This window comes from Thalassospira sp. MCCC 1A03138, assembly GCF_002115785.1.
Lineage (GTDB): Bacteria > Pseudomonadota > Alphaproteobacteria > Rhodospirillales > Thalassospiraceae > Thalassospira.
Genome location: NZ_JFJY01000001.1, coordinates 704338 through 719464 on the forward strand (window position 1 = coordinate 704338; position 15127 = coordinate 719464).

Genomic DNA, 15127 nt, shown 5'->3' on the forward strand with positions numbered 1-15127 from the left:
AGGATACCGAAGGTCGCGGTATCCTGCCTTTATGCAAGGAAACGGCCATGACAAAGAAATCCCCGATTACGCCAACGATCCCGTTCGATCAGGATGGTGTTCATCACGGCTTTTTAAAGCTGCCCTATTCGCGTGATGATTCCGCGTGGGGGGCTGTGATGATCCCGATCACGGTCATTCGCAACGGCAATGGCCCCACCGCCCTTCTGACCGGCGGCAATCACGGTGACGAATACGAAGGTCTGGTATCGCTGTTCAAACTGGCAGGGAAACTGTCACCCGCTGAAATCACCGGGCGGGTCATCATTTTACCGGCGATGAATTTCCCGGCTTTCCTGAATGCGTCGCGGACTTCCCCGATTGACAAGGGCAACCTTAACCGCAGCTTCCCCGGCAAGGCCGACGGTACGGTGACACAGAAAATCGCCGATTACGTTCTGCGCCATCTGGTGCCCGAAGCCGACATCGTCCTTGATCTGCATTCCGGCGGCAAGACGCTGGACTTCATCCCGTTTGCCGCCGTCCACGTCCTTGACGACAAGGAACAGGAAGCCCGCTGCGTAAACGCGATGAAAGCCTTTGCCGCCCCCTATTCAATGATGATGCTGGAACTTGATTCGGTTGGCATGTTCGACACGGTTGTTGAGGAAGCCGGCAAAACATTCGTCACCACCGAACTGGGCGGCGGGGGGTCAACCACGGCTGAACGGGTGGCGATTGCCGATCGCGGGGTGCGCAACCTTCTGATCCATGCCGGTATTCTGACAGGTAAGCCCGACGTCCCCGACGATAGCGGCGTCATGCTCGATATGCCGGATGGCAACTGTTTCGTTGCGTCGGTTTCAGGCGGCCTGTTCGAACCTTGTGTCGATCTAGGGCAGATGGTCACGCGCGGTGATCTGATTGCGCGCGTTTACGATGCCAACCGGACCGGCTGGGTGCCGACCGAATACAAGGCACCGCGCGACGGCATCGTCGCCTGTCGCCATTTCCCCGGCCTGATCAAAACCGGCGACTGTCTTGCCGTCATTGCCGAGGTGGTCGGGAAATGATCAGGCTGGATGATCAGGATCTGAAAATCCTGCTCACGCTGCAACGCGAGGGGCGCATCACCAAGGTCAAACTGGCCGAGGCGGTGAACCTTTCGCCAAGCCCGTGCTGGGAACGGCTCAAACGCCTTGAGGACCTTGGCGTCATTTCGGGCTATCACGCCCATATCAATCTGGAAATGCTGGTCAAACCGACGCTTGTGATGACCGAGGTAACATTGCGCCATCACCAGCACGAGGATTTCGCGATTTTCGAAAAGGCCGTTCAGGACATCCCGGAAATCGTCGAATGCTACGCCCTTGGCGGCGGGGTGGATTATATGCTCAAGGTGCTCTGCCGCGATGTCGATGCCTATCAGCGCCTGATCGACGGGCTTCTGATCGCGGGGATCGGCATTGACCGCTATTTCACCTATATCGTCACCAAAAAGGTCAAGGTAACACCAGTCCCGCCGATTGACGCCCTTCTGGACCCGCCTGCCCGCACCCGATAATCAAACGGCTTTGCACCGGAATGCCATCCATGGCCATGCGATGGCATTCCGCCTGCCTTCACCCGGTTGATCGGCGATGGATGATGTGGCGGAAAGCCGCCCACACCCACCGGAAGAAAGCCCCAAAAAACATCCCCACCAGCAATTAAACTCTTGGGCGAAACAAAGGCGAAAAGCGGCCAAACCGCCCCAATCCCCTTGATATTGGCCGTAAATTTGCCCGGAGGCCCGCGTAACCTTTTTGTCAGATGACAAGGAGATTATCGCGTGCCTGCACCTGAACAAACCAGTGAAACTGCGGAAAACAACCGCGGCGATAAAGTCTTTTTTGCTGCTTTCATGACCGGCATCGCCGCGATCAGCTTTGGTATCGGTGCGTTTGTCGTACTTGCCGAAGTACCACCCTACCAGTCGATGAAAAATGCTTGGCGTGCGGGCACCGCATTGTGGGAACAACGCACGAAATACAGCAGTGTTGAACGTCTTGATTTCTGGGCACCGGCACGGACCGAAGAAACCGGTGTGACGATCAATAAAACGGACAAGACCCAGAAAGGCCTGACGCTGTATTCATCGGGTGACGGGCCGCATGCGGTGCTGGTCGATATGGATGGCAACATCGTCCATGAATGGCGCATGCCGTTCAGCGAAATCCACGATGAAACATCGCCGATCCCCAATCCGCAAAAAGACGATTTCATGCATTGGCATACCGCCAAAATGGCGCCCGATGGTGATCTGATCGTGCAATATACCGCAGCGGGCGACACGCCATATGGCTATGGCATGGCCAAGATCGACCGGGATTCGAAACCGGTCTGGAAATATCTGGGGACCGCGCATCACGATTTTTCGATTGCGCCCGATGGCCGGGTTTATGCCCTGACCCAGGAATTCCGCTTTAACTCATATCCCAACCGCAAACAGCTGACCCCGCCACGTCTGGACGATTTCGCGGTGATCCTGTCCCCCGAAGGCAAGGAAATCAAACGCGTGTCGATCCTCGATGCGCTGATCAATTCCAGCTACGCCAACATGGTCGATTTCACGCCCTATTTCTCGAACGAGGACGTGCTGCACACCAACACGATCCAGTTGATTACCGAAGAAACCGCAGAGAACTTTGAACAGGGCAAGGCGGGCGATGTTGTTCTGTCCTTCCGTGATCTTGGCATCATTGCCGTGCTTGATATTGATGCGGAAAAAGTCGTCTGGGCAACACGTGGCCCCTGGCTGGGGCAGCATGACCCGGATGTCCTGCCAAACGGCGATATCCTGCTGTTTGACAATCAGGGGCAGCTTGCCGATCCGGAAGCCGGTCAATCGCGCATCCTGCAAATCGATCCCGCAACCAACGGCATCACCTGGGAATACAAGGGCACGGCCGAACACAGGTTCGACAGCAATATCCGTGCTGATCAGCAACGCCTTGAAAATGGCAATACCCTGATCACCGAATCATCGGGTGGCCGCCTTCTCGAAGTCACCCCCGAAGGCGAGATCGTCTGGGAATACCACAACCCGATCCGCCGTGATGATCCCGATAACGCTGGCAAGAAACTGATCCCCGTCGTGTCGCAGGCCGAGCGCATCAGCGATGAACGCGCCGCCCTTTATAGCGACACCGACTTCACCCCGACCTCCACGAATGGAGACAACCAATGAAACAGAACATGAAACTGCTTTCGATCAGCACCGCCACGATTGCCGCCGCAACCCTTCTGACCGCCCTTCCCGCACAGGCCTATGTCGGACCGGGTGCCGGGCTTAGCCTGCTGTCCGCCTTGTGGGCGGTTCTGGCGGCTGTATTTGTCGCCGTCGGTTTTGTCCTGCTGTGGCCAATTCGCAAAATGATGCGCAAACGCAAACGCGCGCAGCAGAACACCACCGGCACCAACACCGCCAGCACCACACATTCGGCACCGTCCGAACAGCCAAAAGCCTAAGCCGCAGACGATCAGCAGGAACGATAAAGCATGGGAATACTCGATTGGCCCGCCCCCGCCTTTGGCGCATTTGATACCCTGATGGCAGATGCCCTTGGGCCGTTTGGCCGTGTCCTGATCTGGGCGTTGATCTGTGCCGTGATATCGATGCTGCTCTATAAATGGCTGTCGCCGCAAACCCGCATCAAGGCGATCAAGGAACGGCTGAAAGAAGCCCGTCAGGCCATGGCCGAAGACGACGGCGAAGACTTTGCCGAAGGCATGAAGCTGGCCAAGGCGCAGTTGGCCCAATCGCTGAAACTGGTCGGATTTGTCATCGGCCCGGCGGTTCTCGCGTCCCTGCCTGCCCTTGCGATGATCGTCTGGCTGGACGGGCAGTACGGTTATAGCTGCCCGGCACCGGGGCAGCAGGTTTCCATCAGCGCCCAGCCGGAAAATGTCACCATCGAACAGGTCGGCATCAATCCGGCAGGCATGGAAGACGGTGCCTGCCCCGTCGTTCAGGTGCCCGGTGCCAGTGACGGTGAAACCTATCTGGTGGCACCAGCCGCCGCCATTCCCGTGATCCATCAAAAACAGTGGTGGAACCTGATTATCGGCAACCCGGCGGGCTATCTGCCTGACGACAGCCCGGTAACACAGCTTCGTTTCGAATTGCCAACCCAACAAATCATCAGCGCCGGCCCGGATTGGGCACGTGGCTGGGAACTGACTTTCTTCCTTGCCCTCGTATTGGGGTCGCTGGCGATCAAAAAAGGATTTCGCATCGAATGACTGGCCAAACGACATCCGAAAAATCAACCACACCCGCGTCTAATGGCGCAGCCTTCCATGTATCGGGCTGGGATAACTGGCTAAGCGGCCTGATTGCCCGCCACCCGATGCAATGGATCAGACTTGGCAATTTCGAAACGAAACTTGCCGGTGATGCGATTGAAGATGTCCAAATAGAAAAGCCGGTCTTTGTCGCGGGCCTCGCCCGATCGGGCAGCACGATCCTTCTGGAAACGCTGGCCCGTCATTCGGATGCGGCAACCCATCGTTACCGCGACTATCCGCCGGTTTTCACGCCCTATCTGTGGAACAAGTTTGTCGACCTTGCCCCCAAGGGCAAGGAAGTCGCGGTTGAACGCACCCATGCGGATGGCATCAACATCACACCCGAAAGCCCCGAAGCGTTCGAGGAAATGATCTGGATGGCGTTCTTCCGCCACCTGCATGACGTGAATGAAAGCAACGTCCTTGATGGGCAGATCAGCAACCCAGCGTTCGAGAAGTTCTATCGCGATCACATCCGCAAACTGATCCATATTCGCGGCGGCAAACGCTATATCTCCAAGGCCAACTATCTGGTCACAAGGATGGAATATCTGCTCTCGATCTTCCCCGATGCCCGGTTCGTCCTGCCGGTGCGTGATCCGCTGTGGCATATCGCATCCCTTGCCAAGCAGCACGACCTGTTCTGCAAGGGCGAACAGGGTAATCCGCGCGCGGTCGCTCATATGCAGCGCGTCGGCCATTACGAATTCGGCCTTGATCGTCGTCCGATCAATACCGGCGATCTGCACGCCACCCGCCAGATCATGAAACACTGGAAAGATGGCGAAGAAGTCGCCGGCTGGGCCCATTACTGGAGCGACCTGCACCATTACATCGCGGATCGCATGACCGTGAACAAGGCGCTTGGCGCTGCGACGCTGGTGGTTCGGTACGAGGATTTCGTCGCCGACCCGGAAAATCAGTTACGCCGTCTGTTTGATCATGTTGAACTGCCCGATGCCGAACCGATCATCAATGAAGTCGCCCCGACCATCCACGCGCCGACCTATTACCGGCCGAAATTCAGCGACGAAGAAATTGATCTGATCCGCGATGTCACGGCAATTGCAGCCTCCCGTTTCGGATATGACGGCAAACAGCAGGACGGCGCATCTATCGCAAAATCAAAACGCGCCTAGCGATTTTCAAATCCCCGGCGCGTCCTGAATTAATCGATATCCGATATCTGGCAAAAGCGATCAGTGATGGTCGCTTTTGCGCCCTGTGCCCATATGCCAGAAATCCCAGCCACAAAGGGCCAGCGTGATCCCGACCATAATGCCGAGATCCCAGCGCGTGACATAGCCAAACAGAATGCCAAGAAAACCGGCAAACACGATAAAGGCCAGGATCGCCATTGCCTGATCAAGACGTGACGTGGTCATGACGATGCTCCTTCATTTTCCGAATTCGACAAAAATTCAACAAGCCAGCGCGCCGTTCGAAGCAACCGCGCATCATCACCGCGCCGCCCGACAAGCTGCACGCCCATCGGCAATCCGTTTTCCGCCCAAAGCAACGGCAGCGTAATCGCAGGCGTCCCGCATAACGTCCACAGACCGTTAAAAATGGCATTCCCGGTCGTATCAAGGTTTCCGGGTGCCGGTCCCGGGGCCGCCGGGGTAATGATCGCATCGCATCGCTGGAACACTTCATCAAGCGCAACATTGTAAAGATCGCGCCAGTCCAGTGCGGCAAGATAATCCCGCGCCGTGACCCTGTTCCCGGCATCAAGCGCCTCTGTCATCTGCGGGGATAATTGATCGCGTCCGCGCTTTTCATAGCTGTAATAACATTTCGCCATTTCGGCAAAATTGATCTTTGCGCGCAAATCCGCCGCATCATCAAATGCCTTGGGCAACGGGGCTTCGAAACAATGTTCGCCAAGCGCACTGGTCAATTCGCGAAAGGCCATCACGGTGTCATCGTCGGCCACGGCGTCAAATTGCGGCGGGCGAACAAAAGCCAGTGTCGGCGTCACCAGCGGGTCGGTCCGGGCCGTTTGAAGCAACCTTGGCACTGGCTGCGGCGTGGTCGCGGGGTCACGGGCATCATGACCAAACAGGATTTCGGTAATCAATGCCGCCCCTTCAACCGACCGGGCAAAAACACCGATGGTATCAAGCGTCGGCGACTGGGCCAGAACCCCCGTGCGGGCAATCGCGCCAAAGGTCGGCTTTAACCCGACCACCCCGCAAAAGGATGCTGGCCGGATAACCGACCCGCCGGTTTGCGTCCCCACTGCCAACGGCACCATCGCTGCGGCCACCGCCGCCGCCGATCCGGCCGATGATCCCCCCGGTGTATGGGATATGTTGTGCGGATTTCGGGTTTTCGACGGGCACATGAACGCCATTTCGGTCGAAACCGTTTTCCCCATGATAATCGCGCCCGCCGCACGCAACTTTTCGACCAGCACCGCATCCTCGGTCGGCACCCGCCCGGCATCAAGCGGGGTACCGTTTTCGGTCGGCATCCGGGCGGTATCAATCACATCCTTCAACCCGACCGGCAGCCCATGCAACGGCCCGATCGGCATGCCCGACTGGCGGCGCGCATCAAGCGCACGGGCCTGCGCCATCACGTAATCGCCATCCAGATAGGCCCACGCCTGAATGTCGGGCTCAAGCGCGGCAATCCGCTCAAGACAGGCTTCGGCATATTCCACCGCGCGCACCGCCCCACTTGCCAAACGGTCGCGCAGTTCAACAACGTCAAGATTAAGCAAGGGATTAAGGGTCATGACCACATCCTCCTATCGTGCACCATAGAACAGATCAGGCAGATGGAACACGATCTGGGGGAAGGTATACATCAGCACCATGCTGACAATCACCATGAACAGGAACGGCATGATTCCCTTGAAAATATCCGTCAGCAAAACACCCGGAGGCGAAACGCCCTTAAGGTAATAGGCCGACATCGCCATCGGTGGCGTCAGGAAGGATGTCTGAAGGTTCAGCGCAACCAGAATGCCAAAGAACAGCGGATCAATATCAAACAGCGGCAGCAGCGGCAGGAAGATCGGCACGAAGATGATGATGATCTCCGACCATTCCAGCGGCCAGCCCAGCAGGAAGATGATCAACTGCGCCAGCAGCAGAAACTGAAGCGGCGTCAGATCAAGCCCGCCAACGAATTCGGCAATGACATGCTCGCCCCCAAGATACGAGAACACCGACGAGAATGTGTAAGACCCGACAAACAGCCAGCACACCATCGCCGATGTCCGCACCGTCAGATAAACAGATTCCCGCAACCGGTCGAAGGTCAGCGCGCGATACGCCAGTGCCAGAATCATACCGCCCAGCGCCCCGATGGATGCCGCCTCGGTCGGGGTTGCCAGACCAAACAGGATCGATCCCAGAACCGCAAGAATAAGGAATGCCAGCGGGAAGAACGAGGTCGCCAGCAACCAGAGAACCTTGAGCAGCGGCACATCGGGAATTTCATCCGATGTCGGACGCGGCGCGGCTTTGGGCTGCAACACGGCCCGCCCGACCACATAAAGCAGATAAAGCCCGACCAGTGTCAGGCCCGGCAACAATGCGCCGGCATAAAGCCGCACGATCGATACCCCCGACGCCGCGGCATAAACAATCAGCATGATCGATGGCGGGATCAGAATACCCAGCGTCCCGCCAGCACAGATGATACCGGTGGCAAAGCTTTTGTCATAGCGCGCTTTCAGCATCGCGGGCAGTGCCAGCATCCCCATCAGGGTCACCACCGCACCGACAATCCCGGTCGCGGTTGCAAACAGCGCGCAGGTCACAAGGGCCGCAACCCCCAACGAACCGGGGACATTTTTGGCGGCGATATTAAGTGTCGAAAACAACCGATTGACGATATTGGCGCGTTCAACGATGTAGCCCATGAACAGGAACAGCGGAACCGCAGTCAGGACCTCGTTGGACATCACCGTATATGTCTGGTTGATGAACAGATCGAATATCCGGTTATTCACCGCCCCTTCGACCCAGGTGATCGCCGATGTCAGACTATCGCTGTCCTCGGCCAGACGGTTAAAGGCACGCCACATGCGTCCTGCGTCAAAATAGGCGTAGTAACCAAAACCGATCCCCAGCGCCATCAGCGTAAACGCAACGGGAAAGCCAAGGAAAACAAGCATAATGAAGATGCCAAGCATCATCAGGGCGACATGTGCGTCAATCACGTTTGCAGCTCCGTTCGGACCGGTTATCGCGGAATTCGATTTGGTTAATTGTCTTTTGCGACATGCTGCTTCATCAGCAATTCTTCGGTTTCTTGGACATCGTCATCAGCACCCCGCCAGTATCCTTCGCGGATACACATGATGCAGCGCATGACCTGTGCGATCCCCTGAATGAACAGAAGAATGCCTGCGGCCACCATGATCGACTTGAACTGGAAAATCGGAACACCCGCCGGGCTGTTCACGCTGACTTCCCCGTATCCCCACGACCGTGACGAATATTTCCAGCCGGACAGGATCAGGGCGGTGATACCGGGAAAGAAAAAGAAGATGTAAAGCACAAGATCGACACTCGCCTGTGTCCTTGGCTTCCAGAGACGATAAAGGAAATCACCCCGCACATGGCCGCCGCGTGAAAGCGTATAGGCCCCGCCCATCATGAATAACGAACCATACATGATGAAGGACACATCAAGTGACCATGTCGTCGGCGCGTTGAAAACATAACGCGCCATCACTTCGTAACTCATTCCCAACGTCATCAGGATGATGAGCCACCCGAAAGCCTTGCCAAACCAGGCCGAAAGCTTGTCCGCGAATTCAATAAAACTGATCATGAAGTCTTTTCCGTTACCGTAGGGTCAGGACCCATTAATTTGTTTGAAATGGTCAATCAGATTTGTGCGGATACGCGGAGCAAAACCGCAGGAAGATGTTTATCTTTCAAGGTTTTGCGACAAAGTAGCCCGTGCAAATCCGATTGATCCGAAGGACAGGCGTTATATTTGCGAACTCCGGCGTCAAATCCCTTGTCCGGGATGTCGACCCGCTCGGCGGGCTTTTCCTTGGATTTCGCAAATATAACGCCTGCCATTCCAATCAAATTAATGGGTCATGACCCTTGCACCACCCCGGAAACCACTGGTCCCCGGGGTAGCCTTTGGGTCAGACAAACCGTATGAAACCAGTCGGTTTCATTACAATTTCAGTTTGCCCGGGAAGTAGTGGTCATAGGCCAGCTGATAATCCGGCGAGTTCATCAGTTCATAATAGGTCACGCGCTCAACCCAGGCACGCTGGCTATCAAGAACCTTTTTCATGAACGGATCTTCTTCAAGCTGCGGGATCAGCTTGTCCCAGGCTTCAAGCTGGGCAGCCAGAATTTCCTTCGATGTACGATGGATGGTAACGCCGTCGTCCGCCAGTTTCTGAAGGTCGGACGAATAGTTATCCATCGCCAGTGCCGTGTTCGACGTCGAAGCAGCTTCTACGCCATAGCGCAGGATCGCCTGCAGATCAGGGTCGAGGTCTTCATAGAAATCACGGTTGAAGATGAACTCGAAGCTTTCGGACGCCTGATGATAGGACGACAGATAGTAGTTCTTCGCCACATCCTGCGCACCGAACCGCATATCCGATGACGGGTTGTTGAATTCGAACGCGTCAATAACGCCGCGCTCCATCGCCGGGACGATCTCACCGCCCGGCAGCTGTGCAACCGACATACCCATCGATTGCAGCAGATCAGCAGCCAGACCCACGGTACGGTATTTGAAGCCCTGGATATCGGCGACAGAATTGACCTGCCCCTTGAACCAGCCGAACGGCTGGGCCGGCATCGGGAAGCCAAGAAGACCAATCACGTTCAGCCCCATAACGTCCTGGGTCAGTTCGCGATAGAATTCTTCACCGCCACCGGCATAGAACCAGCTCAGCATGGTGGTGGCCGAACCACCAAACACCGGACCGGTACCAAACAGCGACGCCGCCTTGTTCTTGCCGTACCAGTAAACCGGCACGGAATGGGCAATATCAATCACGCCATCATTGACGCCATCGAGAACCTGGAAAGCCCCGATAACGGCACCGGCTGGCAGAAGGTCAACCTTCAGGCGACCACCCGACATGGCTTCGACACGATCGGCATATTGCTTGGCAAACGTCATCCAGATATCGGATGACGGCCAGGACGTCTGCATTTTGACGACCAAAGGTGCAGGTTGTGCATGAACTGCCGGGGCGGCGAACAGCCCCGAAGCAGCAGCGCCACCGGCAACAACACCGGTAGCACCCTTGGTAAGGAACGAACGGCGGGACACTTGCTTCGACTTCACGTCTTCAGGCGTAGGTATCTTTTTCATTACTTCCTCCCAGAATTATCGCCGCGACCGACAACTAATTGGCGGAAAACTGGCGATGATTTTAAGCCTTACATAGGGACAGACCCGATACAAGGAACATCGAATATTTGGCCTTCCACCATGTGGAAAACTTTCTTCGATTGTTATTTCCCGGACCCTGATGAATTCCGGGATGCAGCATGTTTTTGTTTTTGGCGACGCGATCAGGCGACGCGATCCCGTGGTTGCCCACCGGAAAAGAAGGCATCAAGATTATCAAGTGCCCGAAACCCCATGGCATCACGCGTCTCTTCGGTCGCGGAGCCGATATGCGGCAACAGGAACACGTTTCTAAGGGCGGCCAATTCCGGATTGCCGCCCGGTTCGGTACGAAACACATCCAGCCCGGCGGCAAACAGTTTCCCGCTTTCAAGCGCCTTGACCAGTGCGGCCTCGTCAACAAGATTGCCGCGCGCCGTATTGATCAGGATCGCCCGATCGGGCAGCATTGCGATGGTCTTTTCATTGATGATGCCGGTGGTTTCCGGTGTTGCCGGGCAATGCAGTGACAAAACATCCGATACCGCCAGAAGTCCTTCGACCGTGTCGTGGAAAACAGCACCCTTTTCAAGGGGGTCGGGCAAACGGGACCGATTGTGGTAATGCACTTCCATGCCAAAGCCGCGCGCACGTTCGGCGGCAACCTGCCCGACACGGCCCATGCCCAGAACGCCAAACCGCTTGCCGGTCACCTGCCGCCCGACCATGAAGGCCGGCGACCAGAAATCCCACTTTCCGGCCCGCACCATCGCATCGCCTTCGGCACCACGCCGGGCCGCACCCAGCATGCACAGCATGGCGATCTCGGCTGTGGCATCGGAAAGCACATCGGGGGTATTGGTGACCGTGATCCCGGCCTTTTTCGCCGCCTGCAGATCAACATGGTCAACACCGACCGAATGGTTGGCAATGATGCGCAACCGATCGCCAAGATCGGCAATGACATCGGCGCTGAAATGTTCGGAATGGCAGGGAAGAACGGCGTCAACATCCTGACAGCGCGCAAGAAGCTCCTCACGTGAAAACACATGATCCGCGTCGTTCAGAATGACCTGATAATCACGCGCCGCACGCGCCTGCACCGCATCGGTCAAACGCCGGGTGATCAGTAGCACCGGCTTTTCCGCCATCGTCTACTCCCTGATTTCTGCATGGATTGCAGTTTTATTTATAATGCAATGAAACACCTTTGCGACAAACAGGGCAATAGACGATCAACTCATCGGGGTGTTTTTTCCACCAGATGGAATACCAGATAGTGATACGCTTCACGCCAAAGCCGTCCGAATCGCCCTTTCCGTAACGGCATAGCAAATCAGATAAAAAGCAGGCGGCCGATCACAAGGACCGCCCGTTTCTCCCCGGATGTTCCGATTTGCGTGCTGGTTCCGTTTCCTGAACCTAAAAGCTGCCCCACACAGCGCCACGCTGGCTGGAACGGACCACTGCCTCGACAAACTTCATGCCGCTGCGTTTGCCTTTGCCTCTTTCCCAATTCACGCTTCTATGCACAAATATTGATATGTTCGATCTGCGTTGGGGGGGATCTATGCAGAAAGCTGTTTTCAAAGCACGCCGTCTGTCACATGCAGGCACCCTGCTTGTCGCACTCATTGCCCTTGTCGGCTGCCAGACGACCGACATCACCACCGCGACCAGCGACTTTTTCAGTACGCTCACCAATGCAAGCGAAACTTCAGGCACCACGCCTGCAACAAAGCAGGCGGCCTCTGCTGAAGCAAATACCGCGTCTGCAACGCCTGAAAGCACGATAAAAAAGTCGCCATACAAATGGGGATTACTGACCCTCCTCGTTGGCGGGGGTGGACCAAGTGGGGACGATTGGTATCTTTTTGTCTATCCCACCGCCAACACCCAAAATTTTGTTGGCGTCAACGGGCCAATGCTGACCATCGCCAATACGCATAGCGTTCAACTATGGCCGGGCGATTATCGTGTCATCGTCCGACATAATACGGTCAATAAATTCGACAGGGTCGTTACGATTTCAGCCGGAGAAACGCTGCGCCTGACCGGGGAATACGGCTATTTCTCCAACTCCGTAAAGTCCGAACGCTTTCCGTTTTACAACGAATTCCAGCTCCAGTTGGCCACTGTACTCAACAGGACCGAAGAGATATTTCTGCCTGTCGTCGTTGCCCGGAATGGGAGCTGGAAGTTCGAGTTTTTCGGCCCGCAACTCAATGGTGAGGTCAACGGCCCCGGACCCGTTCGGATATCGAAGGATGGCAATGAAGAAGCCCGCATCATCGAGGCTGAAGTTACCCCCGAAAGCATCACGGGCACGTTCGAACTGTCCGATGGCGGCAGGTTTGACGGACGCTTTGACCAGTCAGAATTCAGGCTGGACCCCAGCCCTATTGTAAAATGGAAGAATGGGGAAACCTTCGAAGGCACATTTGATGTTGTTGTGCCCAAATCAGGAAAACTTACCCGCCGAAGCGGCTCGGTCTGGGAAGGCGAGATCGCCAGGGGCAACCCGACAGGAAAAGGTCGCATGACCGCCCCCGATGGTCGCTGGGTTGAATACGACAATTATGAAATGAAAGAAAATTTCATCGGATTGCGCCCGTGTGGTTCGGTCTCGCAGCCTGATGGAACCTGTCCGTATTACAAGGGCAAGGAACTGGCATCAGAAGCCGAACTCAACGCAAAGATTGCCGAAGACGAACGCCTTGCCGACATTGAACGCCAGAAACGCGAAGAACAGCGCAAGGCTGAAATGGCCGCCGCCGCTGCGGCAGCAGAAGCACAACGCAAAGCCGCTGCTGAACAAGCCGCGCGCGAAGCCGCCATGCCCCAAAAGGCTGATGACTGCACCACCGCCACCGGCACCTTTAGCGCCGATGGCAACCTGACCACCTACACCATGAACGGATCAGGCAGCGGCAGCGGGCATTTCCGGCAATTCACCTATGGCGGCGGGGCACAGTATCAGTTCGATATCGATTTTCAATTTGATACGACCCCGGACAGCATCACCTTCCAATATGATCAGGGCATATATCGCGATGCATCAAGCGGTGCGGTTCTGCAACGCACCTCGATCCCCGGCGGCAGTGCACGATGCAGCTTCAATGGCCGAATTCTGACCATTGATGGCAAGGAATTTGTGCAGAACTGAAAAATATGGGCCGCTACCATGCTGGCGGCGGCCCGATGGCCTGACACAGGATCAGACGGGAAGAACCCAAAAACGGGAACAGAATGTCTGGTTTATTTTCCCGGATAGTGCCCGGGCAATAACCGTTTAAATCTTGGTCCAGACCGCGCCGCTCTTTGCAGAACGGACCACTGCCTCGACAAATTTCATGCCTTTGACGCCTTCATTAATCCCCGGGATCAGCATCGATGCAGGATCGGCCTTGCCATTGGTGATCCGCGCGATCAGCTGATCGGCGAAATCGGTGTAAAGATTGGCAAAACCTTCAAGATACCCTTCCGGGTGGCCCGGCGGCACACGCACGCCGCGCAATCCGGCCGATCCGATCCCCGCCCCGCCGCGTGTCATCAGTTCCGGGCGACCATCAAGCGGGCGGAAATGCAGATGGTTGGGATGTTCCTGCGCCCATTCAATGCCGCCCTTGTCCCCATACACCCGAAGCCGCAACCCGTTTTCATGGCCAATCGCCACCTGGCTTGCCCAAAGCATCCCGCGCGCACCATTGTCGTAACGCAACAGGATCTGGACATTATCGTCAAGCTTGCGGCCCGGCACGATGGCGTCGATATCCGCGCACAATTCCGAAATCTCAAGCCCGGTGACAAAATCGGCAAGGTTATGGGCGTGCGTTCCGATATCGCCCAAGGCCCCGCCCATCCCGGCCTTGGCCGGATCGGCACGCCAATGGGCCTGCTTGTTGTCGGTATCCTCGACACGCGTTGCCATCCAGCCCTGCGGATATTCAACCTGCACCAGACGGATATCGCCAAGCTTGCCATCACGCACCATCTGGCGGGCTTCGCGCACCATCGGATAGGCGGTGTAATTATGCGTCAATGCAAACAGCAGCCCGGTTTCGCGCACCTTCGCCGCCAGCAATTCGGCTTCTTCAACATTCAGGCAAAGCGGCTTGTCACAAATCACATGAATACCGGCATCCAGCATCGCCATGGCGGCCGGGAAATGCAGGTGGTTTGGCGTGACAATCGCACAGGCATCAATGCCATCCGCACGCGCGGCTTCCTGTTTGGCCATGTCGGCAAAACTGTCATAGGACCGGTCGGGTGCAATAAACAGTTCCGCCGCCGACGCGCGCGCAATATCGGGTTTGGACGACAACGCCCCGGCAACCAGTTCATACCGGTCATCCAGACGGGCTGCAATGCGATGCACCGCGCCGATAAACGCCCCCTGCCCGCCGCCAACCATGCCAAGGCGGATGCGCCGCGCCGGATTTTTCGTCTCAGTCATGTCAATCTCCGTCCTGAATGGTTTTCT

At 56.4% G+C, this 15127-nt stretch carries 14 protein-coding genes; 7 read left to right on the forward strand and 7 right to left on the reverse strand.

From position 1 onward, the window contains the following. Window positions 1-47: 47 nt before the first annotated feature. The 6 genes from doeB (at window position 48) to TH468_RS03290 (ending at window position 5447) form a co-directional block, all read left to right on the forward strand. A complete protein-coding gene (gene doeB, locus TH468_RS03265; protein WP_085642169.1) occupies window positions 48-1052 on the forward strand; it encodes a N(2)-acetyl-L-2,4-diaminobutanoate deacetylase DoeB in 1005 nt (334 codons plus the stop codon). Beyond that, window positions 1049-1543 (forward strand): Lrp/AsnC family transcriptional regulator, encoded by a 495-nt coding sequence (locus TH468_RS03270; RefSeq protein WP_085642170.1) that lies wholly within the window; start codon window positions 1049-1051, stop codon window positions 1541-1543. The genes doeB and TH468_RS03270 overlap by 4 nt, the downstream gene beginning before the upstream one ends. Before the next feature lie 267 nt (window positions 1544-1810). Further along, entirely contained in the window at window positions 1811-3208 is a 1398-nt protein-coding gene (locus tag TH468_RS03275) for an arylsulfotransferase family protein (RefSeq protein ID WP_085642171.1), read from the forward strand. Then, complete coding sequence (locus tag TH468_RS03280) at window positions 3205-3489, forward strand: hypothetical protein (protein WP_085642172.1); 285 nt, start codon at window positions 3205-3207, stop codon at window positions 3487-3489. Before TH468_RS03275 ends, TH468_RS03280 begins: the two co-directional genes overlap by 4 nt. Before the next feature lie 30 nt (window positions 3490-3519). Then, window positions 3520-4263, forward strand: coding sequence for a hypothetical protein (locus TH468_RS03285; RefSeq protein WP_085642173.1), 744 nt, complete (start codon window positions 3520-3522; stop codon window positions 4261-4263). Then, complete coding sequence (locus TH468_RS03290) at window positions 4260-5447, forward strand: sulfotransferase (protein ID WP_085642174.1); 1188 nt, start codon at window positions 4260-4262, stop codon at window positions 5445-5447. Before TH468_RS03285 ends, TH468_RS03290 begins: the two co-directional genes overlap by 4 nt. A 60-nt stretch (window positions 5448-5507) precedes the next feature. Here TH468_RS03290 and TH468_RS03295 read toward each other — a convergent pair whose 3' ends face one another. The 6 genes from TH468_RS03295 to TH468_RS03325 all read right to left on the reverse strand — a co-directional run bounded on the left by TH468_RS03295 (window position 5508) and on the right by TH468_RS03325 (window position 11795). Beyond that, window positions 5508-5693: a hypothetical protein gene (locus TH468_RS03295; protein ID WP_007088954.1), complete on the reverse strand. Its 186-nt coding sequence runs from the start codon at window positions 5691-5693 to the stop codon at window positions 5508-5510. After that, complete coding sequence (locus TH468_RS03300; RefSeq protein WP_085642175.1) at window positions 5690-7051, reverse strand: amidase; 1362 nt, start codon at window positions 7049-7051, stop codon at window positions 5690-5692. The genes TH468_RS03295 and TH468_RS03300 overlap by 4 nt, the downstream gene beginning before the upstream one ends. Window positions 7052-7063: 12 nt before the next feature. Continuing rightward, complete coding sequence (locus TH468_RS03305; protein ID WP_085642176.1) at window positions 7064-8485, reverse strand: TRAP transporter large permease subunit; 1422 nt, start codon at window positions 8483-8485, stop codon at window positions 7064-7066. Window positions 8486-8529: 44 nt separating this feature from the next. After that, window positions 8530-9102 (reverse strand): TRAP transporter small permease subunit, encoded by a 573-nt coding sequence (locus tag TH468_RS03310; protein WP_007088957.1) that lies wholly within the window; start codon window positions 9100-9102, stop codon window positions 8530-8532. A 360-nt stretch (window positions 9103-9462) separates the two neighbouring features. Beyond that, entirely contained in the window at window positions 9463-10626 is a 1164-nt protein-coding gene (locus TH468_RS03320) for a TRAP transporter substrate-binding protein (RefSeq protein WP_085642178.1), read from the reverse strand. A gap of 203 nt (window positions 10627-10829) precedes the next feature. Further along, window positions 10830-11795 (reverse strand): D-glycerate dehydrogenase, encoded by a 966-nt coding sequence (locus tag TH468_RS03325; RefSeq protein ID WP_085642179.1) that lies wholly within the window; start codon window positions 11793-11795, stop codon window positions 10830-10832. A 419-nt stretch (window positions 11796-12214) separates the two neighbouring features. Between TH468_RS03325 and TH468_RS03330 the strand changes: the two genes are divergently transcribed. Next, complete coding sequence (locus tag TH468_RS03330; protein WP_139834621.1) at window positions 12215-13810, forward strand: hypothetical protein; 1596 nt, start codon at window positions 12215-12217, stop codon at window positions 13808-13810. A gap of 126 nt (window positions 13811-13936) precedes the next feature. Here the strand turns inward: TH468_RS03330 and TH468_RS03335 are convergent, their stop codons facing one another. Further along, window positions 13937-15100 (reverse strand): Gfo/Idh/MocA family protein, encoded by a 1164-nt coding sequence (locus TH468_RS03335; RefSeq protein ID WP_062958672.1) that lies wholly within the window; start codon window positions 15098-15100, stop codon window positions 13937-13939. Window positions 15101-15127: the final 27 nt, after the last annotated feature.